Origin of the sequence: Microcystis sp. M113S1, from assembly GCF_020246945.1 — a bacterium.
Taxonomy (GTDB): domain Bacteria; phylum Cyanobacteriota; class Cyanobacteriia; order Cyanobacteriales; family Microcystaceae; genus Microcystis.
Window position 1 is genome coordinate 1 of record NZ_JADBSA010000293.1, and the last position, 22,687, is coordinate 22,687.

At 43.6% G+C, this 22,687-nt stretch carries 24 protein-coding genes, 3 tRNA genes and 1 pseudogene; 15 read left to right on the forward strand and 13 right to left on the reverse strand.

Annotation, left to right across the window (positions count from 1 at the left end; genetic code table 11):
* Positions 1–268 precede the first annotated feature (268 nt).
* The 8 genes and pseudogenes from IM319_RS14780 to psbU form a co-directional block, all read right to left on the reverse strand.
* Positions 269–1,705, reverse strand: coding sequence for an SAM-dependent methyltransferase (locus IM319_RS14780; RefSeq protein WP_287736050.1), 1,437 nt, complete (start codon positions 1,703–1,705; stop codon positions 269–271).
* Positions 1,706–1,886: 181 nt separating this feature from the next.
* Positions 1,887–2,051, reverse strand: a pseudogene (locus IM319_RS14785) (UDP-glucose--tetrahydrobiopterin glucosyltransferase); the annotation flags it as partial.
* 2 nt (positions 2,052–2,053) lie between these two features.
* Positions 2,054–2,800 (reverse strand): LemA family protein, encoded by a 747-nt coding sequence (locus IM319_RS14790; RefSeq protein ID WP_287736053.1) that lies wholly within the window; start codon positions 2,798–2,800, stop codon positions 2,054–2,056.
* A gap of 54 nt (positions 2,801–2,854) precedes the next feature.
* Positions 2,855–3,745, reverse strand: coding sequence for a TPM domain-containing protein (locus tag IM319_RS14795; protein WP_287736054.1), 891 nt, complete (start codon positions 3,743–3,745; stop codon positions 2,855–2,857).
* 176 nt (positions 3,746–3,921) lie between these two features.
* On the reverse strand, positions 3,922–4,986 hold the full coding sequence (locus IM319_RS14800; protein WP_287736056.1) for a glycosyltransferase: 1,065 nt from the start codon (positions 4,984–4,986) through the stop codon (positions 3,922–3,924).
* On the reverse strand, positions 4,983–6,077 hold the full coding sequence (locus tag IM319_RS14805; protein WP_287736058.1) for a HEAT repeat domain-containing protein: 1,095 nt from the start codon (positions 6,075–6,077) through the stop codon (positions 4,983–4,985). Before IM319_RS14805 ends, IM319_RS14800 begins: the two co-directional genes overlap by 4 nt.
* Before the next feature lie 166 nt (positions 6,078–6,243).
* A complete protein-coding gene (gene nadB / locus IM319_RS14810; protein ID WP_287736060.1) occupies positions 6,244–7,911 on the reverse strand; it encodes an L-aspartate oxidase in 1,668 nt (555 codons plus the stop codon).
* Between the two features lie 205 nt (positions 7,912–8,116).
* Complete coding sequence (gene psbU, locus IM319_RS14815) at positions 8,117–8,524, reverse strand: photosystem II complex extrinsic protein PsbU (RefSeq protein ID WP_287687702.1); 408 nt, start codon at positions 8,522–8,524, stop codon at positions 8,117–8,119.
* 751 nt (positions 8,525–9,275) lie between these two features.
* Here psbU and IM319_RS14820 point away from each other — a divergent pair.
* The 5 genes from IM319_RS14820 (at position 9,276) to IM319_RS14840 (ending at position 14,357) form a co-directional block, all read left to right on the forward strand.
* Positions 9,276–9,911: a peroxiredoxin gene (locus tag IM319_RS14820; RefSeq protein WP_002761158.1), complete on the forward strand. Its 636-nt coding sequence runs from the start codon at positions 9,276–9,278 to the stop codon at positions 9,909–9,911.
* A 643-nt stretch (positions 9,912–10,554) separates the two neighbouring features.
* Positions 10,555–10,851 (forward strand): ferredoxin, encoded by a 297-nt coding sequence (locus tag IM319_RS14825; protein WP_287687701.1) that lies wholly within the window; start codon positions 10,555–10,557, stop codon positions 10,849–10,851.
* A gap of 139 nt (positions 10,852–10,990) precedes the next feature.
* Positions 10,991–11,075, forward strand: a tRNA-Tyr gene (locus IM319_RS14830).
* 8 nt (positions 11,076–11,083) lie between these two features.
* Positions 11,084–11,155 (forward strand) — tRNA-Thr (locus tag IM319_RS14835).
* A gap of 193 nt (positions 11,156–11,348) precedes the next feature.
* A complete protein-coding gene (locus tag IM319_RS14840; RefSeq protein ID WP_287736062.1) occupies positions 11,349–14,357 on the forward strand; it encodes an alpha-mannosidase in 3,009 nt (1,002 codons plus the stop codon).
* On the opposite strand, the gene psbN is transcribed toward IM319_RS14840, so the two are convergent.
* Complete coding sequence (gene psbN / locus IM319_RS14845) at positions 14,354–14,485, reverse strand: photosystem II reaction center protein PsbN (RefSeq protein WP_012266479.1); 132 nt, start codon at positions 14,483–14,485, stop codon at positions 14,354–14,356. The genes IM319_RS14840 and psbN overlap by 4 nt on opposite strands.
* Positions 14,486–14,653: 168 nt before the next feature.
* Between psbN and IM319_RS14850 the strand changes: the two genes are divergently transcribed.
* The 7 genes from IM319_RS14850 (at position 14,654) to rplA (ending at position 18,432) form a co-directional block, all read left to right on the forward strand.
* Positions 14,654–15,502, forward strand: coding sequence for a carbonic anhydrase (locus tag IM319_RS14850; protein WP_287687697.1), 849 nt, complete (start codon positions 14,654–14,656; stop codon positions 15,500–15,502).
* A gap of 220 nt (positions 15,503–15,722) precedes the next feature.
* Positions 15,723–16,085, forward strand: coding sequence for a 50S ribosomal protein L19 (gene rplS / locus IM319_RS14855; protein ID WP_002738040.1), 363 nt, complete (start codon positions 15,723–15,725; stop codon positions 16,083–16,085).
* Between the two features lie 101 nt (positions 16,086–16,186).
* Positions 16,187–16,259, forward strand: a tRNA-Trp gene (locus tag IM319_RS14860).
* A gap of 124 nt (positions 16,260–16,383) precedes the next feature.
* The gene (gene secE, locus IM319_RS14865; RefSeq protein ID WP_002765998.1) at positions 16,384–16,620 is read left to right on the forward strand and encodes a preprotein translocase subunit SecE; all 237 of its coding nucleotides are present in this window, start codon (positions 16,384–16,386) and stop codon (positions 16,618–16,620) included.
* Positions 16,617–17,234 (forward strand): transcription termination/antitermination protein NusG, encoded by a 618-nt coding sequence (gene nusG, locus IM319_RS14870; protein WP_286824937.1) that lies wholly within the window; start codon positions 16,617–16,619, stop codon positions 17,232–17,234. Before secE ends, nusG begins: the two co-directional genes overlap by 4 nt.
* Before the next feature lie 3 nt (positions 17,235–17,237).
* Positions 17,238–17,663, forward strand: coding sequence for a 50S ribosomal protein L11 (gene rplK, locus IM319_RS14875; protein ID WP_045357286.1), 426 nt, complete (start codon positions 17,238–17,240; stop codon positions 17,661–17,663).
* A 55-nt stretch (positions 17,664–17,718) separates the two neighbouring features.
* Positions 17,719–18,432, forward strand: coding sequence for a 50S ribosomal protein L1 (gene rplA / locus IM319_RS14880; protein WP_287736064.1), 714 nt, complete (start codon positions 17,719–17,721; stop codon positions 18,430–18,432).
* A 72-nt stretch (positions 18,433–18,504) separates the two neighbouring features.
* Here rplA and IM319_RS14885 read toward each other — a convergent pair whose 3' ends face one another.
* Positions 18,505–18,828: a hypothetical protein gene (locus IM319_RS14885; protein WP_158200246.1), complete on the reverse strand. Its 324-nt coding sequence runs from the start codon at positions 18,826–18,828 to the stop codon at positions 18,505–18,507.
* A complete protein-coding gene (locus tag IM319_RS14890) occupies positions 18,794–19,081 on the reverse strand; it encodes a BrnT family toxin (RefSeq protein ID WP_287736066.1) in 288 nt (95 codons plus the stop codon). The genes IM319_RS14885 and IM319_RS14890 overlap by 35 nt, the downstream gene beginning before the upstream one ends.
* 339 nt (positions 19,082–19,420) lie before the next feature.
* On the opposite strand from IM319_RS14890, the gene IM319_RS14895 reads away from it, so the two are divergent.
* Together IM319_RS14895 and IM319_RS14900 are read left to right on the forward strand one after the other, a co-directional pair.
* Complete coding sequence (locus IM319_RS14895) at positions 19,421–19,555, forward strand: hypothetical protein (protein ID WP_287687694.1); 135 nt, start codon at positions 19,421–19,423, stop codon at positions 19,553–19,555.
* 83 nt (positions 19,556–19,638) lie between these two features.
* Complete coding sequence (locus tag IM319_RS14900; protein WP_287736067.1) at positions 19,639–20,562, forward strand: bifunctional riboflavin kinase/FAD synthetase; 924 nt, start codon at positions 19,639–19,641, stop codon at positions 20,560–20,562.
* Here IM319_RS14900 and IM319_RS14905 read toward each other — a convergent pair.
* Together IM319_RS14905 and IM319_RS14910 are read right to left on the reverse strand one after the other, a co-directional pair.
* The gene (locus tag IM319_RS14905) at positions 20,559–20,831 is read right to left on the reverse strand and encodes a hypothetical protein (RefSeq protein ID WP_287736068.1); all 273 of its coding nucleotides are present in this window, start codon (positions 20,829–20,831) and stop codon (positions 20,559–20,561) included. The two genes, IM319_RS14900 and IM319_RS14905, sit on opposite strands and share 4 nt — an antisense overlap.
* A gap of 6 nt (positions 20,832–20,837) precedes the next feature.
* The gene (locus tag IM319_RS14910; protein WP_287736070.1) at positions 20,838–21,356 is read right to left on the reverse strand and encodes a hypothetical protein; all 519 of its coding nucleotides are present in this window, start codon (positions 21,354–21,356) and stop codon (positions 20,838–20,840) included.
* Between the two features lie 254 nt (positions 21,357–21,610).
* Here IM319_RS14910 and IM319_RS14915 point away from each other — a divergent pair, with 254 nt between their 5' ends.
* Positions 21,611–22,534: an AAA family ATPase gene (locus IM319_RS14915; protein WP_287687691.1), complete on the forward strand. Its 924-nt coding sequence runs from the start codon at positions 21,611–21,613 to the stop codon at positions 22,532–22,534.
* The last annotated feature ends 153 nt before the right edge of the window (positions 22,535–22,687 follow it).

Here is a 22,687-nt window from a genome sequence, read left to right on the forward strand (position 1 = left end):
GGTCAACTACCTAATTTTCAGGGAAAAAGTACCTGAATTTTCCCCCTGATCACTCCCATGCCTGGTACTTTTTGATTGACAAAAAGTCTAAAAGTCTTACCCAACAAGGTTTTTAGATTTATTCAGCAGACCCTAAATAATTAGTCTTTAATAACCAGAATAACCAGATTTAGTATTATTGACTTATTGACTCCTGTGTGTGATGAAAACCCGATCATAAAATATCTCCTAGTATGGGTGATTAACACGGCTAAAATTCAAGCTTATATTATAACACCTTCTCGGCTAAAACTGATAAATTTAAACTATTTAAAATACGGGTTTTTATCGGTCTTTTTTCATCCCAAAATATCAAGGAGGAATAAAATTCTCTGCCTAGGGAAGAATTGAGAAGCTGTAAGGTTTTTTGAGCGGTATCTAAATCATCAAAGCTTAGGAAGTAAACAGTGTCATCGAAAATAACGGGTCGATTTTGATAGGGTAATACAAGGTTAAAATTAAGTTTTTTATAAAGTCCAGAAATGGCGATTTTAAAAGGTGAGAAGCTGTAAGAACCCACACCAAATATGCAAAAGTCTGGCTGATTTTGATAAACTTTGCTCTTTCTATCCAGAAAATAATTTTTATGATTAACTAAATATTGCCAAGTTTTTGGGGCTAGATACCGTATATTTTCTGTAGATTCACCGATAAACTTCTGAGTTACCAAAATGTATTTATTGATAACCGTTAGGCGATTTTGTGCTACATCTGAACCTTTAAGGAGAGGATAAAGATAGGTGGGTTCAAGATCAACGACTTCCTTTAAACCATTGACAAAAATTCCATTAACCAACTGCAATTCCATGACTTTTGAACAATCATGTTTAATCCCTGAACGCCATTTTTCTTGAGGATGCCGATGATATAAATATTCTAATCTAGTAAAAGTATTTAAATCTCTGACTAGGATATTATTTTGATAACCAATGCGCTGAAATTCTCCTTCCTCAAAACTATTGAAAACATCACAAAAATAATTTTCTGAATGAGAATCAAATTGACAAAACAGAAGACAAGCATCTACATTAGCTTGAAAATATTTTTGGGTATTGATCGGATAAATTGCCGAGTAAACGAGATTAATTTTGTGAGTATAGAGATAGTTTAAAATTTTTCTAGATACGGCCGTTTTACAGATAATTGCCAGATAAGCTGAACGTCGATCAAGACATTCGATGAGCTTAATTAACATCCACTCTGAAATATCAAAATTACTTTTTCCCGTGATGGCATCTAAACCGTGATAGCCTTGAAAATTGCTTTTTTGAGGTAAATTTTTTCCGTTAATAAGTCCTTGTTTTGAGTTGGTTATCCAAGGCAGATTACCCAAGAATAAAATATTTTCTGTCCATGGTTGAGTTAGAGAATACCAGTCACAATCAAAAAAATTCTTCTGTTCAACTTGTATTCTTTGATCTTGGGATATTTGCCGATCTTGATTAATCTGAGTGATATAATCAGGATTAATTTCAAAGCCAAGGATTTTTTCAGTTTGTTTAAAGGTAAGTGATGCCGCTTTTAAAAAGTTACCTATACCACAAGTTGGCTCAATAATAACATCGGGTTTAACATGAATTTGCCATAATTTTTGACAAATCTTTTCGGTTAACTCCGGGGGAGTTTGAAAGTCTCCATATTCAATTTTAACCTGAGAAGCTTGCATGACTAATTCTCTCTATAAATGGCTATTAATCCTTCTTCTTGACCGGCAAGATCGATTACCCTAGCTTTTTTCACTTTGTGTTCTTTGTGCCTCTGTAGTTGATCCCGAACCCTTCTGGGATAACCCGATAGAAAAGTTTATGCTAGGCTAGATTTAACCAGACTAAACCAAGAGAGCCTATTTATTTTTGACTGCAAGCAAAAATTTCTTCAAACCAATTAATAGCCCGATTTGCTAAAGCTTCTAGGGAATATTTTTGCTCGACTATTTTACGACAAAAAGATCGATCGATCCGGTCTAAATTTTTAATGCCTGTAACTAATCCCTCGATACTATCGGGTTCAACTTTCATTTCGTGGCTTGGAAAAAGGACTGCTGGTGAAATCCCCAAGCTTTAGCGAGGAGCGAGGTGGGAAATGCTTGGACTTGCTGATTATAAGCTTGTACCGCCTGATTGTATCGCATCCGTTCCACCGCTAGGCGGTTCTCCGTGCCTGCCATTTCGTACTGGAGGTTGATAAACAGTTGGCTAGACTGTAACTGCGGATTCGTTGCGGCATACTGGTGGAAACTTGCGATCGCCTGATCGATTTTGGCGATAGCAGCGGCTTTTTGTGCGGGGGTTAGTGCTTGCAAATAGGACTGACGGGATTGCACCAGCAAGGTGACTAAGGCTTTTTCCTGTTGAGCAGATGCTTGTGTGACGCTGACGAGATTGGGGATGAGATCGGCACGCCGCTGGAGTTGGTTTTCCACTTGCGCCCAAGCTGCACTTACTCTTGAGGCAGAACTCACCAGGGTATTATATGTCCACATTCCCGAAAGCGCAATCACCCCTAGTATAGCTACCCCCACAGATAGCAATCTCTGGCGTTGTTGTATCGCCTTCTTCTGTCGCTCTAACTTTTGCTGGCGTTGCGTCTGAACTTCCCGAATCGCTTGTTGGATAAATTCAGCCGGAATCCGCACTTCTTTGGCAGCCGCTACTAATTCCGACTCGGAGAAGCTCTGGGTGTAATCAGCATAGTATCGCGAGGCCAGTTCTAGCACTTCTGGCACAATTTCTTCAGGAATGCGAATTTCTTCGTCGTTCATGGCTAACCTTAGAAAATTTCCAAAAGATTCACTGTGTTTGATCACAAACAGCCATTACCAACTGTCGCCAGCACCGCCGCCGCCACTATCTCCGCCACCAAAACTACTGCCGCCGCTATCTCCGCCACCAAAACTACTGCCGCCACTATCTCCGCCACCAAAACTACTGCCGCCGCTATCTCCGCCACCAAAACTACTGCCGCCGCTAATTAGATAGAGGCTAATCCTATATATCAGGTAAAAAATAACCGAACCCAACCACAGAGCAACTAACCACATCCAGAAATGTTGTACTCCTCGGCTATCATTCTGGGGGGTATCTTGAGTCAACTCTTTACTCAAGGATGGTTCTAAGGAGACAATTATGGCTCTTGTCCCCGCCAAAGTCCCGCCATCAAAATTTTTTTGCCGGAAGCGCGGCGTTATCTCTGTCTCGATAATATTGCCAACTTTCGCATCGGGTAAAATCCCCTCTACTCCATATCCTGTCTCAATTTCCACGCGGCGGTCTTTGACTGAAATCAAAAATAGCACGCCGTTATCTTGGCCTTTTTTGCCAATTTTCCAATAGTTGAAAAGGTTGGTCGTAAACTCTTTAGGAGAGGCGGCGGGAGCAGTTTCCGGTACAGTTACCACTGCTATTTCCGCTCCGTTTTTGGCTTCCAACCGAGCAATCATCCGGTTCAGTTGGGTTTCTGTCTCCGGTTGAAGAATCTCGGCTTTATCTGTCACCCACCCCCCGGAAACTTGTCGAGGATTGGGTACTTCTTGAACCGTCAGAGCTAGACCAGAACAAGGAACCAGGCAAAAAGCCACGCAGAGCGAACTGAGCCAAATAACTGGATTAGGTTTAACTGCTAAAGCTTTCATGACTTTCACCTCCAGTAAGTGAGTATTTGTGCCTTTCCGTTGCTGTGTGGTGACAGAAAGGCACTCTTGAAACATCGTCCTGCTTCCACTATATTGGGAGCATCTCATTTATGCAAGTGAGTAATTATAATTATACCTAAACTGGTTTCTAGCAAGGCTTTCAAAATAGCTTGACGTAAAAACCTGATTTAGGGGTTACAAAGGTGAGAGGCTCCCTATTATATTAGACTTCAGCTAAAAACCCTGCTGCCTCACTGACAAAAAATTTCTTCAAACCAATTAATAGCCCGATTTGCTAAAGCTTCCAGGGAATATTTTTGCTCGACTATTTTACGACAAAAAGATCGATCGATCCGGTCTAAATTTTTAATGCCTGTAACTAATCCCTCGATACTATCGGGTTCAACTAAAAAACCAGTTTTTCCATCTTCGATAATTTCTACTGGACCACCACGACGATAGGCAACTACGGGAACACCACAGGCTAAAGCTTCAATAGCCACGTTCCCAAAAGCCTCAACCCAGCGCGGGGTCATCAACAGGCCAAAACAGTCGCCTAGCTCTTTTTGTAGGCTCTCGGTGGGCAAAAACCCGCGATAATCCACTAAATCGAAACTATAGGTATCCTGTAAATTTTGCCAGTAGAGAGGATCGGAAATATGACCGAAAACCCGTAAAGGTACACCTAACCGTTGACAAGCGGCGATCGCATCCTCTAAAGCTTTTTCCGGGGCAATCCGTCCCACCCAGGCTAGACAGGGGGAGGAATCAGCCCGAAACTGATACAAAGATACGTCTAAACCATTAGCCAAACAGCGATAGGGGGGAGAGAGGGAGAAAGTTTCTGCTTGGGCGAGGGTGTGAAAAGCGAGTAAATGGGGAAAATTGCTGTAGGTTTTTTGAATAATATGATCCATCGCCAAAGAAACGGAAGCCATGCTGACTAAATGGGCGACGGGAGTGGCAAAAAAAGGAGTGAGATAAAAAGGGAGCCAATCGTAGGCAAAATTAATAATTAAATCGTACTGATTTTGTACCTGTTGGGCGTAGTGCCACATATTGGCCAAAACGGCATTTTCGGGCATTAAAATCGGGGCTTGCCGGCCCTGACTTTGGGCGGAAATCTGGGCATTTCCTGCTATAGTGATTAAGGGGATATCCTGCAACTGCGAGGCTTCTGGAGCCACTACCCGCACCGGATAGCCTTGCTTAGTCAGAGTGCGAGCGAGATTATAAAGAGTTAATTCTACGCCACCGCCGCCCCCCGAACCCAAAAATCCCACGGGGGTGGAGATAAATAACAGTTTTCGACTCAATTTTGCACCTCTGTGGGTGTGGTTTCAGTGAAGGAAGTATCCTGTACGTCATCATCTTCCGGTTCACCAGTGGTTTCTAGGGGAGCAATATCTAAACGGGGCGGTAATTGCAGATTTAACTGTCTGATTGCCCAGCGTGCTGTTTCTTGCACTTCTTCATCGGAATCATCGAGAGCATGACAAATTAATTGACTGATCTGAGACATGATATCGTAGAGTCTGGTTAAATCCCGGATAGCATTTTTCCGCACTTGGGGATTTTTATCCTGGAGAGAGATAGCCAAAGCTTGGTTCATCGGTCGCAGGGAGCGGGTACAGATTTGAGCGAGGGCTTCTAGGGTTAAACTGCGTTCGTAGGAATCCCCATCCACCATACTATCGACCAAAGGCTGCATTGCCCTAGAATCGGACATTTGTGCCAGTTTCCAAACCGCCCGTCTCCGGGTACGAGGATCGTTATCGCGAAGACTTTCAATTAAACGCAGGATTAAGTCTACGTTCGGGATACGGGAGGTAGCTTGTACGGGCAAAGAAGGCTCGAAATCCTCTTCACCACTGCCATTAATGTCACTGCCGGTGTTGCTGTCCCTATTGAAGGAATTGCCATTGCCCCTAGAAAAGTTGTTGAGTGGGTTTTTAGGATTGACGTAAGTTGTCTTTTTGCGGCGTTTTGAGGCTTTGCCCTTGGGACGATATTGAAAGAAAAGCGATAGTAAAGCTGCCAATAAAGCGATCGATAACAGAGCCGAGCCAGCAATTAACGGTATTGGTGAAGTCTCATTTCCGGCGGCGGCGTTGGCAGCCGTGGCGTTTTGACCTAGATACTTCTGCATATTAGCGATCGCATTTTGAGCAGATGTATCGTTCGGACGTTGTGCCAGAGCTTGTTGAAATTTTTCTAGGGCGAGTTGGTAATTTTTTTGGGCTGTGGCTTCGTAACCAGCTTTCATCAACTGATCGTAAGTGGCCACAGTCTGGGGTTGCTCTAACCTAGGAGGAGTTTGAGCGTTAGCCGTGGGTAAAGTCTGGAAATTATGACCCCAACTGCTCACACCGATAGCTAACAACAATAGGAAATTGGGTTTGATCATAGAATTAATGTAACTGTTTAGGGGGGGGGTAAAAGTTATAATAGCCTAAAAGCCATAAATGAAAAGCACTGAACTCCAGAGATGGGGGCGAATAGTACGGCTCCTAGGAGCGAGGATAGAGTCCACTGTTTAGAGCTTAGGGATTATCTGTGAAAAACTGGCTTAATTAAGCTTGCACAGGCGTTTTGCGCCATGTTCGACCTTGAATAGTCGTGTGGAATTGCCAATTAGCTACGGTTTCTGGATAATCGCCCCGATAGTGACCGCCTCGGCTTTCTGCTCGTAATAAGGCACTTTCCAGAATTAAGTCGGCGATGTCTAGAAGATTTAACGTCTCGATCGCTATTCTTATTTCTAACTGCACCGAGGGACACAAAAATAATTGTTCTTTGTCGGGGAGAAGATTCTGGAGAAATTGGCCCATCTTTAAGGATTCTAACTGTTGTTTCCACTGCTGCACCCGTAGGATAGCAATTTCTAACTCATTTTGAAATCGGCAAATTCCCGCATTTTCCCACATTAAAATCGGTAATTCTCTCCGTACTTTTTGCCAGTCTTCCTGTTCTTGCTGCCAGTTTTCCGCAATTTCTAAGGGTTTTTCTGGTCTTTCCCTAGGAAAGTTTTCTGGCTCTAGACCTATTGCAACTAAATTTGCCGCAAAGACAATACATTCCAAGAGAGAATTACTGGCTAAACGATTGGCTCCATGAACCCCTGTACTAGCGGCTTCGCCGATCGCATACAAACCGGATAGAGAAGTGCGGGCGTTTAAATCTGTGGCCACTCCTCCCATCCAATAGTGAGCGGCGGGGGCGACCGGAATCACATCCTCAAGCACATTAATACCCCATTTTTGACAGATGCGGATAATATTGGGGAAACGATAACGCAGACGCTCCGGTTCGATTGGTCTTAAATCTAGATATACTTTGGCATGGGCGGGATCGTCGGAGGTTTTCTGCAAATGGCTAAAAATCGCCCGACTCACCACATCCCGGGGGGCCAATTCTCCGGCCGGATGGTAATCGAAGGCAAAACGCCGCCCCCGGGCATCAATTAAATGCGCTCCTTCGCCGCGCACCGCTTCACTAATTAAAAACCGCGGTGCCCCCGGCACAGTCAAAGCGGTGGGGTGAAACTGAAAAAATTCCGGGTCGCGAATCACTGCCCCAGCACGCCAAGCCAGGGCGACTCCATCCCCCGTGCTAACGGCGGGATTAGTGGTTTGGGCATAGACTTGACCGCCGCCTCCCGTAGCCAGAATGACTGCTTGCGCTCGCAGCCAACAGAGATGATCTTGATGGAGTAAACAAATACCTTGACAGCGTTGCCCTTCCGGGTCAAGCCAGAGTTTCAGGGCGATCGCTTGGGGAATAATGGTAATATTGGGGCGCTCGGTCACTTTTTCCATCAGGGTACTGACGATCGCTCTCCCCGTGCGATCGGCTGCGTGCAGCACCCTGGCCTGGGAGTGGGCAGCCTCAAGAGTGCGGGCTAAGTCGTCTCCAGAGCGATCAAAACTAACCCCCAACCGCAGCAAATCAGCGATCGCTTGGGGGGCTTTCTCGACTAAAAACTGCACGGCATTGCGATCGCATAAGCCCGCTCCAGCTTTCAGGGTATCTTCTAAATGGAAAACGGGGGAATCCTGCGGGGACGTGGCCGCCGCAATTCCTCCCTGCGCCCAATCACTAGCCCCAGTTTTTAAATCTTCTTTGCTAATTAAACCCACCTTTAAGTTAGGGGGTAAACACAGCGCGGCATACAATCCCGCCGCTCCCGATCCCACCACTAAAACATCTTGATAACTCGGCAGTTGCGAGGAAACGACCATTGAGGGGTTAATTGATAAATTCTATTTATTCTAGCACTTCAATTCTCTATAGCTCTGGCAAAAATCGCCAGTCTTTCCTTAGATCAACATGGCAGATTCTTTCTTTTGCCTCTTGCCTGTTGCCTCTTGCCTTCAGAAACTGACCACTGAAAAAGGTGAGCGATCGCTCACCTAGTAATTTTTTTAAAACCGTAATTAACTGGATTTAGTAAACTCCGGGGTTAAAACGGTCATCACCCTCGATAAATTCTTTAGAAGGCTCAGTAACGGTGAATTTCTCTAGATTAGCCTGTAAACGCTCTTTTTGAGTGGCCGAGAGTCCGGGGATATTGAGGACATCTTCCACTTCTTGGTAGGGGGCGTTTTTGATGATTTTACCGGCTAAATTGGGATAGAACCCTCTCAAGTCCCGGAAATCGCGAATATCACTGTTATTGAGGTCGATTTTCGCCCCAAATTCTGTAGTTAGTTTGGCATCGGCCGCATTTAAGACCGCCACAGGAAGAGCGGGAAGGGCGATCGAGGTGAGATTGAGAGCTTGAGCGGGAACTTTGCCCCAAAAACTCCCGATAATCAAGGCAATTACCGCCAGCAGACGAACAAGATTCTTCATTGCAGTTGTGGTCTCCTAAAACCAAGGCAAATTAACACTCAGGACAAGAAGTTAAGCCGTCAGCTTTCCGACTAGGCATAGGGTGGGGAATTGGGACTTACCACCGCAGCCTAGCTATTAGCTGAACGCTGATAGCTAGTTAAAAAAGTTATATCATGCCATTAGACCATATCTTGACACTCTCCGCACTTTTAGGGCGGAGATTCTTGGGCTGAATCTTGCCTCTACTAGCAAAGCTAATTTTGGTCTTACAGTTTCATGTCTAGTCCGACTACACCTATAAGGCAAGCACTCTCAAAGACTACTCCCCAAGCGTAAATTTCTGTGTGTCCCACAGTATTTAATTGTTTTGCGTTCTGACAGTTTGGACTTAATTAAACACCATTGACTGTTAGAAATTTTGAGATGACGGAGTAGGACGTTTAACCTGTTTCCTCACGTTCTCACGGTCAGCAACCTGGGAACATTCTAGCACAAAGTCGCCCTAAAAGGACGGGGTTTTCAACCCAAATTTCCGATAACCCAGTTTGCCGTACTAGGGGAAGGGTTTTGGGGGTTGGGTGATGGGGAAGTGGGATAGGGGAAGTGGGGAGATCAGTGAACTGATAACTCAAATCTGATCACTGATCACTGAAAAGGCTGATGGCTAATGGAATTATTACAAATCTCTAAAATTATCAATGAAGAACAGCACTCCTATGGCATCATAAACTGTTGCTTGTCTTGAAATATCTATAAGGAAGACACAATTATGGCTCTCCAATTGGGTGATATCGTTCCAGATTTTACACAGGATTCTAGTGAAGGTCCAATTTCTTTTCATCAGTGGGTAGGAGATAGCTGGGTAGTGCTGTTCTCGCACCCGGCTGATTACACCCCCGTTTGTACCACGGAATTAGGTACGGTGGCTAGTCTTAAGTCAGAATTTGAGCGACGTAATGTTAAAGTGATCGCTTTGAGTGTGGATAGTGCCGAATCCCATCGGGGTTGGATTAATGACATCAACGAAACTCAAAACACTACCGTTAACTATCCGATTATCGCCGATGGCGATCGCAAAGTGTCGGATCTCTACGGCATGATTCACCCCAATTCCCTCAACAATCTGACGGTACGTTCGGTGTTTATCATCGATCCCAACAAAAAATTACGTTTAACCATTACCTATCCTGCCAGCACGGGACGCAATTTTAACGAGATCCTGCGCGTAATCGACTCCCTGCAGCTCACCGATAACTATCAAGTGGCTACCCCCGCTAACTGGACCGACGGTGGCGATTGTGTGGTGGTTCCCTCTATTCCCACTGAAGAAGCTCGTAGCAAATTCCCCAAAGGAGTTGAAGAAATTAAACCCTATCTACGCATGACTCCCCAACCTAATAAGTAATTACTGATTCCTAATCAGTGAACCATATCCTTGAAAACTGACAATCCAAAAACCATAAAATCTTGAGCGAGGGTTAGCCATCCGTTACAACGGGTGGTAGGCCTGGCAACAGGGGATTTATCTCCCTGTATCATTTATTGGTTTAATTGTCAATATATTTTTTCATAGTTTCCCTAGATGTGTTAGCGGCAGCGCAGAAATAACTGGGAGTCCAGAACGCGCCACTTTGACAACTCAGGGGATTTTTTTCTTAAAAGCAATTTCTTGGCTGGGTTAAAGACAATTCATCGACATCTATCTTAACTATAAGTTAAATTAATATTTAACAAAAATCGGCTTAAGACTAAAATAACAATGAACATTATGGCTCCAAATGCTTAGTAGTGGTTAGTTTAGCTAGATTGTAGATCGATGAAATTATCTAGAGATCGAGCAAGGAGCGTCAAGAATTCTGGGTTATATCTATAAGTAAATTTTATTTTAAGTTTATTTAAGACTGTCATTACTAATGCAAGGCTGAGTCAGGGAGATTTTCCCGTAGTATCAAAAATGAAACTCGCTCGTATCGTTCAATCTGACGACAAGCGAGAGGCAATTGTAGAAACTGCCGCTTTCACTAGCATTTAACTAAGAGGAACAACCGATGGCAACTTATAAAGTCACCCTGAAAACACCCAAAGACCAGCATACAATTGATGTTCCCGATGATGAGTACATTCTCGATATAGCTGAAGAAGAAGGAGTGGACTTACCTTATTCCTGCCGTGCGGGAGCTTGCTCCACCTGTGCAGGTAAACTTGAATCTGGTAGTGTCGATCAATCCGATCAATCCTTCTTAGATGACGATCAAATTGAAGCGGGTTATGTCCTCACCTGCGTCGCCTATCCTACCTCTGACTGTGTGATCATCACTCACCAAGAAGAAGAAGCTTTGCAGTAATCTTCAAGATTGTCAGAAAACCCCCGTTAAGTGCTATCTATGGTGCTTAACGGGAGTTATTTTATGGCTCAAAAATTTTTTCCCTAAACACTTGTGTGTTTTAGCTAAGGGTGCTATGATTGTTAATCGTGGAATTAATGGGTCGGTGCCCGAGTGGTTAATGGGGGCGGACTGTAAATCCGTTGGCTACGCCTACGCTGGTTCAAATCCGGCCCGGCCCACCACGATCAATGCCCGTGTAGCTCAGTGGTAGAGCACACCCTTGGTAAGGGTGAGGTCATGAGTTCAATCCTCATCACGGGCTTTCTCTAAAACCCTGTCCCCAAACCGGTTTTCTGCCTAATACTAGGCTTTTATTTTCCCTGCTCATTCTCAATAAACCTTTGAAGGATGAGATTGAGTAAGTCTTGAGCAGTATTGCCTTAACAAAAGTTATCCCCTAGCCCAATTAGACATCGATCGCCTAAAATGGTCAAAATTAACTTATTTGTTGGCTCATGTCTCCCCTCGACAACATCGCTAAACTATCTCACCTCACCCGCAAAGATGTTCAGAAAAATTGGTTGATCGCTACAGCAGCGGGAAAACCAATTCAACCCGTCACCCTCAATGAAAAACAATACATTATTTGGCCGGCCGGCAGACAAATCCAATATCTAACTCAAAAAATTATTGTCCCCGAACATTTAGCCGGTTATCCTTTAGAGGGAATGGAACTGAGATTAATCTTAACTTGGTGGGCGGAAGATGTCAAAATTTATGTTAATAATCAATTTATCCAAGCAGGAGACCTCTTTGATTCTTCCACGCGCATTTTACTTTCTAACTCTGTCTCTACTGGTCAAGAAATTCTTGTTACTCTCCGTTTAGTCAGTCCCAATCATGATATTGGTGGTTTGATGAAATCGCAGTTAATCTATGAATATAGCCAAGCTATCGATCCTAGTTTTGTTGCTGATGAATTAACCATTCTCCATAATTATCTACAAACTTTTTATCCTGAAAACTTAGCGGCTTTTACCGCTACTCTCGATAATATTGACTGGGATAATGTCACCAACAAAGATAAATTTAATCAATCCCTAGAATTAATTCGTCAATCCCTGCATCCCCTGGCTCAACCACTGAAAGAACGCAGTTTTCATCTTCTCGGCCACGCACATTTGGATCTGGCTTGGTTGTGGCCGTTGGCAGAAACTTGGCAAGTGGCAAAAAACACTTTTATCTCGGTTTTAAACCTCCAAAAAGATTTTCCTGCCCTCATATTTGGTCATTCTAGCCCCCTAATTTACGAATGGATAAAAAAACATCATCCCGACCTGTTTCAAGCAATTCTAGAGGCATATAAAGGGCAATCTTGGGAACTTTTGGGCGGGATGTGGGTAGAACCAGAAGTCAATTTGATCTCCGGGGAATCCCTATTTCGACAACTACTTTATGGACAACAATATTTTCAAGAAAAATTTGGACAAATCACTGAAACTGCTTGGCTGCCGGATACCTTTGGGTTTCCCTACCAATTGCCACAAATTCTTAAATCCTTTGGCATAAAATATTTTGTAACCGGGAAACTACATTGGAATGATACGACTAAATTTCCCCACGGTTTTTTCTGGTGGCAATCTCCCGATGGCAGTAAAATTCTTTCCCTAATGTCTCCTCCCAATGTTGCTGGAGTTATGGATACTAATCCAATTATTATGACCGATCATGCTCTCAATTGGGAACGGCAAACCGGATTAAAAGATATTTTTTGGCTGCCCGGAGTTGGTGACCATGGCGGCGGACCGACTCGTGATATGTTAGCAGTGGCCCAACGTTGGCAAAAATCTCCTTTTTTTCCCCAGCTAAAATTTAGCCAAGCAACAACTTATCTGGACAGTCTGGAGACAAATAATCTTCCTATCTGGGATGATGAATTATATCTAGAATTCCATCGCGGTTGTTATACTACCCACGCTGACCAAAAAGCCTATAATCGTTACTGTGAAATCCTCTTGTATCAAGGGGAATTATGGTCTTCTTTGGCTAATATTTTACTAGATATTCCCTATCCGAAAGTCGAGATAGAATCTGCATGGAAAAAGGTTTTATTAAATCAGTTTCATGATATACTTCCTGGTACTTCTATACCCGAAGTGTTTAGGGATGCTAATCAGTTATGGCAGCAAGTTATCAGCACAGGTGAAGCAATTTTAGAGCAAGCTTTACAGGCAATTGCCACTCAAATTAATTTACCTAATCCCCCCCATCCTCAAGCAAAACCTTTTCTAATTTTTAATTCTCTTAACTGGGAAAGAACCGAGGTTATCTCTTTGGCGATAGAATCTGTCAATTGCTCGGTTTATGACTTAAATAATTGTCTCTGTCCCTCGCAATTATCCCACGACAATCAGCTATTATTTCTCGCTGAAAATATTCCTTCTGTGGGTTATAAGTTATTTTGGTTAGTTCCCAATCAGCAAGCAACGGAGAAAAATTTAACTAACTGCCAATTTATTTTAGATAATGGCTTACTTAAAGTTACTATTAACTCGGAAACGGGGGATATAGATAGTATATTTGATATAATTAATCAAAGAGAAATCCTGCAAGCTGCTGGTAATCAATTACAGGCATTTAAAGATCAAGGACAATATTGGGACGCTTGGAATATCGATCCGAATTATCAACAATATCCCTTACCAAAAACAGTATTAAAATCGATCAAATGCTTAGAATGTGGTTCCTTGCGCTGGCAGATTCGCATCATCAGAAGTTTAGCTGATTCGGAATTTTGTCAAGATTATATCTTAGAAAAAGATTCTCCTATTCTCCAGATTAAAACTATTGTTAATTGGCAGCAGGAACATACTTTAGTAAAAACCGCTTTTCCTCTCACCCTAAACAGCAATTTTATCACCTATGAAATTGCCTGTGGTGCGATCGAGCGTGACCACCCAACAGAATCACCAAAATGGGAAGTTTACGGTCATAAATGGGCGGATTTAACCGATACAGAGGCATCCTACGGGGTGAGTCTTTTAAATAATAATAAATATGGCTATGATGCTACTAACCAGCAACTGCGATTAACTCTGTTGAGAAGTCCCCGATGGCCCGATCCCGATGCGGATCTAGGGAAACAAGAATTTACCTATGCAATATATCCCCATCAAGGTAACTGGAAAACGGCGAAAACTGTCCATCACGCTTGGCAGTTAAACTCACCTGTCAACATTATTTTTATTACTAATTATTATCGATCAACTCAGTTGCCACCCGTGGCACAATGGTTAAAATTCTCGGTTGATAACTTAATTTTAATGAGTTTCAAACAAAGTGAAACATCCGCTCAGAGTTGGGTAATGCGCGTTTATGAATGTCAGGGAGAAAACGCTGTTATTGATTGGCAAAATCAATTACAATTAACAATAAAAGAATCGATCGATGGTTTAGAAAGAGCGATCGATCCTATTGAGCAAATTTCTCCTTGGCAGATAGCCACATGGTTATTAAAGAATTAATCTTCGTGATCTTCAAAAGGATCGCTTAATTCTGCTGCTGGCGGCCCAAAAGCGGTATAAAGAGCTAAAACGGTAATCCCCACCAAAGCGGCAGCGATCGAAATACCCAAAATTGTTGCAGTTTCCATAAAATAAAATTTGCTTAGATACAGTCCGTATCCTATCTTAACAAGATATAACCGATCTCGCAGCCGACAGCGATCGCTAATCTGGCCGGTTGCATTGCTGTTATCTCATGCCCGATAATGGTGAAAGGATCGACTAAATAGCGATCGAACTAAACTAGAAGAATTATTATGAAGAAACTCCTACAGGGACTAGAAAAGTTCCAGAGTGGTTATTTTGGTGAACATCGGCAATTATTTGAGCAACTCTCCCACGGACAAAAACCGAGAATCCTGTTTATCACCTGTTCCGATTCCCGTATCGATCCTAACCTAATTACCCAAGCGGAGGTGGGGGAATTATTCGTAATTCGTAATGCGGGAAATATAATTCCTCCCTACGGAGCAACCAATGGTGGTGAGGGTGCATCTATAGAATATGCTATCAACGCTCTCAGCATCGAGCAAGTGATTATCTGCGGTCACTCCCATTGTGGAGCGATGAAAGGTTTGTTAAAATTGCAAAGTCTGGCCGATGAAATGCCTTTAGTTTACAATTGGTTAAAGCAAGCAGAAGCTACTCGACGTTTAGTTAAGGATAATTACAAAGAACTAGAAGGAGAAGAACTGATCGAGGTGACAGTAGCAGAAAATGTTCTCAATCAGTTAAGTAATTTGCAAAGCTATCCAATTATTCGTTCCCGATTACATCAGGGTAAATTATCCCTACACGGTTGGATTTTTCGGATTGAAACCGGCGAAATTCTAGCCTACGATCCAATCCTACACGATTTTGTCGCTCCCCATAGTAAAATTACCCATCCCGAACCAGAAGACAATTTACCCCCTAGTCGTCACCTTCCCAATAGTCATCCCTTCAAGATTTCTGAGGATTATATCAGGACTAATGCGGAGGTAAAAAAAGCGACTCCTGCGGTTAATACTGTGGCGAAAAAGAATGGCTCCTCAACCCAAAAACCGGGCTATAATTATTTAGAACCCTCCCAAGCTGATCGCATTTATCGCGGTTCGAGAAGTTAATTAGGGATTAGAGAAATTCTCTAGAGATGTGCTTATCTAGAGTGGCAGTTAATGGCAAGAGCCTTCCCAGTTGATAATGACCGTAATCCGGGACAATCAGCCTAACATCTGGTGACAGCATCGGCAAGTCAGCAACGCTCAGTGTTAGGAAAGCTGATAGCTATTGCTTTTTACTCAAAAAATATGGTATGATAGAAAACTGTCAGTTTTACGAAAGCCGATGAAAACGGAAGAGATTATCAAATCAATCGAAGCCGAGTATCTCAAGAGCGATCTGCCCATTATCCATGTCGGTGACACGATCCGGGTAGGGGTGCGAATCGTGGAAGGAGATAAAGAGCGGATTCAGCCCTACGAGGGCATTGTCATCGCCAAACGCCATGGCGGTATCAACGAAACGATTACAGTACGCAAAGTCTTCCAGGGTGTGGGAGTAGAAAGAGTCTTCCTGCTCCACTCGCCGCGGGTTGCCAGTATCAAGATCATCCGTCGTGGTAAAGTACGTCGGGCGAAACTCTACTATCTGCGCGATCGGGTTGGCAAAGCCACCAGGGTACAAGAACGTTTCGATCGCCCTCTCTAAAAATTTTCCGGCGACAGCCTAACCAAGAAAGTTGCTTAATCGCCAACAACTACGCTATAATAAATAAAGGCCTTAAAAAAGCCAAATAGTTTAGCGAATGGGCGCTCTTAGTTCAGTTGGTAGAACGCAGGTCTCCAAAACCTGATGTCGGGGGTTCAAGTCCTCCAGGGCGCGTTTGGTAATCACCAAGCCGATAACTGCAAAGGACATGATCTAAATGTCTGGGGGTTAGTGTGGGTTGTCCGGTGAAAATGATAAGTTAAGGATAGCTTGAGTATCATTTTAAGGAGTAGCGATCGTGGCCAAAAAAGAAACCCTAGAAAAAGACACGAGCGACAAGAAAGAGGGAAGCTCCTTTCAGGTCAAGGAATTCGTCAATGAAACCAAAGAAGAACTCGCCAAAGTCGTCTGGCCTTCCCGTCAGCAACTTTTGAGTGAATCAGCGGCCGTGATGTTAATGGTGACTTTGGTAGCCACTCTCATCTATCTGATTGATAAATTCTTTGCCTGGGGTGCGGGGAAGGTGTTCCCATGAGTCTAGAAGAAGAACAGTTTCCCGAAGAAGTCAATCTTAGCGGCCTACCGAAAAAACCCCGTTGGTATGCCGTGCAGGTGGCTTCTGGTTGTGAGAAACGCGTCAAAGCTAATTTGGAACAGCGCATCCACACCCTCGATGTGGCCGATCGCATTCTACAAGTCCAGATTCCCCAAGCGGCCACCGTCAAAGTCCGCAAGGATGGTTCACGGCAACACGGTGAGGAAAAAGTCTTCCCCGGTTATGTCCTGATCAAAATGATCATGGATGATGACGCTTGGCAGGTGGTAAAAAACACCCCCCACGTGATCAACTTTGTCGGGGCCGAACAAAAGCGCCACTACGGACGCGGCCGCGGTCACGTCACCCCGCTACCCTTGAGCCTGTCAGAAGTCGATCGCATCTTCAAACAAGCTCAGATTCAAGAACCCGTCGTCAAAATCAATATGGAAGTTGGCGATCAAATCTTGGTTCTATCCGGTCCATTTAAGGACTTTGAAGGGGAAGTGATCGAAGTTAGTCCCGAGCGCGGCAAACTCAAGGCCTTGCTCTCCATTTTTGGTCGGGATACCCCGGTCGAATTGGAATTTAATCAAGTCGAAAAACAAAACTAAATCATGGCTAAAAAAGTCGTCGCAATTATTAAACTAGCTTTACCTGCCGGTAAGGCTAACCCTGCTCCTCCCGTGGGTCCTGCTTTAGGTCAACACGGGGTGAATATTATGGCGTTTTGTAAAGATTACAACGCTAAAACCGCCGATCAGGCTGGGATGATCATCCCTGTGGAAATCTCCGTTTTTGAGGATCGTAGTTTTACCTTTATCCTCAAAACTCCCCCCGCTTCCGTTCTCATCCGCAAAGCGGCCGGTGTGGAAAGAGGTTCCAACGAACCCAACAAGAAATTTGTCGCCACCATTACCCGCGACCAATTACGGGAAATCGCCCGGACTAAAATGCCCGATCTTAACGCTAACGACATCGAAGCGGCCATGAATATTGTGGCGGGAACGGCCAGAAACATGGGTGTCAAGATCTCAGACTAAATCTTATTTCGGGGAGAAGTTAAGCTTCGTTATTACCCAAGGAGCAACAAATCAGATGGTAAAAAAAGTTTCACGACGTTTGCGAGATGCCCAGGCTAAGGTAGAAAATAAAGCCTACGAGCCATTAGAGGCACTGACATTATTAAAGGAATTAGCGACGGCGAAATTCGACGAAACCGCCGAAGCTCATATTCGTTTAGGCATCGATCCTAAATATACCGACCAACAACTGCGGACAACGGTAAGTTTACCCAAAGGAACCGGACGCAAGGTGCGAGTGGCGGTGATTACTCGCGGGGAACAGGTACAGGAAGCGAACAACGCCGGGGCCGATATCGTTGGTTCGGAAGAATTAATCGAAGAAATCGCCAAGGGGATGATGGATTTCGAGGTGTTGATCGCCACCCCCGATATGATGCCGAAAGTGGCTAAATTAGGTCGTCAACTCGGTCCGCGGGGTTTAATGCCCTCACCGAAAGGAGGAACCGTAACCACGGATTTAACGGGGGCAATCTCTGAGTTTAAAGCGGGTAAATTGGAATTCCGGGCCGATCGCACCGGTATCGTTCACGTTCAATTTGGTAAAGCCTCCTTTAGTGCCGAGGATCTATTAGTCAATTTGAAAGCTTTACAGGAAACGGTGGACAGAAACCGGCCTTCCGGGGCCAAGGGGCGTTACTGGCGTACAGTTTACGTTTCTTCGTCCATGGGGCCATCGATTCCAGTGGATATTAGCGCCCTGCGGGATCTGAAATTAGCAGAAGGTTAATGACAGTTATTTTTTCTGAAAAGGCCTCCAAGTAATTGGGGGCGTTTTTTGGGGATTTTATCTATTCTAAGATCATTGATTTTCATTTTTGGGTTCTTCTATAATCAATACAGCATGATATTGTCCTTCTTTTAAATTTGAGGGAACTTGTACGGTTAATTGACCTTCATTGTTAACGAATGCTTCAACCTCAATGGTTTTCATGTTAACATATCTCTCTTCATTTTCTGCTATAATCTTAACGGTATAAGCATCTTTATCTGCTAAAGACCGAGCATACTTTCCTCTGACTGCACTTTTTAAATGAGACTCCGTTAAAACCTCAGAATAATCATCTAACATTTCATCATCTTTGAGGGTATCATTCATTACTTTGTTCATAGATTTTTCTTTCATGTTTAGTTACTCTCCTAGCACTAATGATTCTGATCTTTCCTTGTCTTTCAGTATGAACAACTAAAAGCAAGCGGTTTTGACTAGAATAACTAATTGTCAAAAAACGATCTTCTAAGATTGGATGAGTAGGATCATCTAAAGTCAAAGAATAGGTATCTTCAAAGACAGTTTTAGCCTCATTAAAAGAAATATCGTGTTTTCTCAGATTTATCTTAGCTTTGTCTTTATCCCATTCAAAATTAGTCGTCATCATCTTAATTATACACAATAAATAAAATAAGTGGTATAAAAATCGCCCACCCTACTATGGTAAACCGTTAGTTAACTAAAGTGCGCTCGCCTTTGGCTAGATACTTTCGGGATCGCTCTATCTTGATGTTTATAGATGTTGGAAAAAAAACAATAAATTTGTGATACTGTTATCATTTTGACAAGTTATTGATGTTCTTTCTCAAGAAGATCGTCTATTATTAGAAACAAGATTAGAACAAAAGAAACAAAAACAAGAACCTTATGCTTGATCAGATTGGGAAACCACAAAAGCACGAAGAACAACCACAGACAGCCAAGAGAAGAACGAACTGAACAATTAATGAATGCTTGTTTCCCTAATCTTTCTGGTGCAATTAATTGGGAATTTCTGACCGATCGCACCGGGATCGTTCACGTTCAATTTGCTAAAGCTTCCAAAGGCCGCCAAGTAATTGGGGGCGTTTTTTTGGCTTGATCGCCCGATTGATATAGAATCAAAAGGCTACACTCAAGATTAATCCCTTGAATTATTCTCTTGTATCTGTTCCTAAAGCCAGCGTGTGGATTGTAGATTCTCCTAATACCCGTATTTTAGCCCCTAGTGCGATCGCTCTTGGTAACTTTGATGGTTTGCACCTAGGTCATCAAACCGTCCTACAGCCAATTTTTCAGGATCACCCCGCTTATCCCACCGTTGTTAGTTTTACTCCCCACCCGCGGGAATTTTTTACGGGAGAAAAATGGCAATTATTAACTCCTCTAGGGGAAAAGGTGGAGGTTTTAGAGAATTTAGGCGTTAAACAATTAGTTTTACTGCCTTTCTCTGCTGAATTAGCTTCCCTGACTCCCTTGGCTTTTGTCGAACAGATTTTAGTAGAAAAATTACAGGCTAAATCGATCAGTGTTGGTCAAGATTTTCACTTCGGTTATCGTCGTCAAGGTACAGCCGAAGATTTATTACAGATCGCCTCTCAATTTAATATTAAAGTCGAGATTGTTGGTTTAAAAAACTGTCAGTCGGGTCGGATTAGTAGTTCCCTAATTCGTCAAGCTTTGGCAGCAGGAAACGTTGAGCAAGCTGGGCAAATGTTAGGTCGTCCCTACAGTTTAACTGGTCGTGTGGTCGTCGGGAAACAGCTGGGCAGACAATTAGGTTTTCATACCGCTAATCTACAGGTTCCCCCCGATAAATTATTGCCGCGATTCGGGGTTTATTGCGGTTGGGTGCCTCTTGATGGTTCTCGCTTACCGGCAGTTATGAATATCGGTTATCGTCCCACGATCGAGGGAAAAACTATCAGTGTGGAAATCCATTTATTGGATTGGTCGGGCTATGTATATGATCGCATTTTAACGATGGATTTAGTGCAATTCCTGCGACCAGAACAGAAATTTAATTCTCTCGATCGATTAAAAAATCAGATCGAGATCGACTGCGATCGCTCTCGATTAATTCTAACTTCTGTAACTGACAATTCCTAATATTTTTGGTATTCTCTTTCCACTTTACCCACCGCTTTCAATAAAGGAGAATCAAGGGGATCGATCCAATCAGCTACTTCTCGCGCCAATCCTAGGGTAACAATGCCTTGAGACGGTGGTAATTGACCAGCTAACGCCTGATTTTTGATGCTTTTCAGCACAGAAATTAAACCCTCAATCCGAGTCGATATTTCTGTTTCCCGCATCTGTTCGGCCACGGTAATAGCTTGGTCAATTGATTGAACTAATTCCCTCATGTTCGTTTCCATAATATTCTAGCGACACCAAAGAGATGTAACCGTTATTGCTCGCCCCTCTCCCCATTGTATATTGGCATCTCGTGAGTCTTTAATAAAAGTTTGCTGACCACCACCGTGATAACAATAAGGTGGATTCTGGGGGGCGACAATTCCTTGATAAACCGTTGTTCCCGCAGGTAAAGTCACTGATACCACTTTGGTCGCTTCGTTGGGAGGAATCCACTTTTGATCGAGGGCTAAATTTCTGATCGCCTCCACATTGGTGGCATATTGATCCGTGGTCAGAAAACGACCTTTTTTGCTATTTTCGTCACTATAATAACGGAAAAAAGTCTGGGGTTTTTCTAGGGTAATTGCCTGACATTCACTATTGCGAAAAGTGATGGCAAGATTTGGAGGAAGGGGACAGGAAGGAGCCTGATCTTGAGCCAATATTTTCCGAGAATTGAAAGTTAAATTTTCGGGTAAACTATTGGTTAATGTACTGGCTGCGATGCCTAAAACAAGACTAAAAACGAGCGAACTGGCTTTCATCTTTACTGATTAAGAGAAATTATCCTCGATTTTATCGGACTGAACCGACTTAAAATCTTGATTTCGCCCACTGGCAACAATTCTTAACTAATTTTATCCCTGCTCACAACCCTAACCCCAATTAGCTCCCTAGCAGAAAATTTCTCGCCATTGTCTGTCAACTTTCCTCGCTAGTGTGGGCAAATTAGGAAAAGAATCGTTAAGATCAAAAAAACTTAACATTAATCTTCTTGACAAAATACCCCATTTGTGCTATGAAAGACGCTATTGATATTTTGATGGAAAATTTGAGCCAGAGCATCGTCGGCCAAACCAAATCGATTCGCATTGTGCTGGTGGCTTTGCTCAGTGGTGGTCACGCTCTCCTCGAAGATGTCCCCGGAGTCGGCAAAACCCTGTTAGCCAAATCCTTAGCGCGTTCAATTAACGGTCGTTTCCAACGGGTACAATGCACCCCTGACCTCCTCCCTAGTGATATCACGGGAACCACGATTTGGAACCCCAACAGTCGCGAATTTGAATTTATCCCCGGCCCCGCTTTTGCTAACGTCCTGTTGGCCGATGAAATCAACCGGGCCACCCCGCGCACCCAATCGGCACTTCTAGAGGTCATGGAAGAAAAACAAGTTACCATCGATGGAGAAGCGCGTCCGGTCCCCCAACCCTTCTTTGTTATTGCCACCCAAAATCCGATCGAATATCAAGGCACTTTTCCGCTTCCAGAAGCACAAATGGACCGTTTTGCCGTTTGCCTGAGTTTGGGTTATCCCAGCGCCACAGAAGAATTAACAATGTTACAAAGACAGCATTCTCAGGAGACGGTTAAATCCCTAGAAGCTTGTATTTCCTTAGAAGAGGTGGGAGAATTGCAAAGATTAGTCAGTCTGGTCAAGGTAGCTCCTACTTTACAGCAATATATCGTCGATTTAGTCCGCGCTACCCGTGATCACGAAGATATTAGTTTGGGAGTCAGTCCCCGGGGTTGTGTGGTTCTGCAAAAAGCAGTTCAAGCTTACGCTTTCCTCGAAGGTCGCGATTATGCTATCCCCGATGATGTTAAGTTGATTACTCCCTACGTCTTCTGCCATCGTCTGATTCCTAGTCACGGTCGTCAAGCTAAAGCTATCGTGGAAAGACTTCTGCAATCGGTGGCGATCGAGGATCGCATCTGTGCTTAAATTTCAGTTATCGTTGACATCCTCACCGCCGTAAAACGGACGGTGATTCCCAAACCTCACGATTTGGGTTTCTGCTTCTTTCCCTTGCGGGGTTCCGCACCTGCCTTAACAGATTTACTCTGTTCTGGTCTTATGGTCGCTCTACAGACTGAC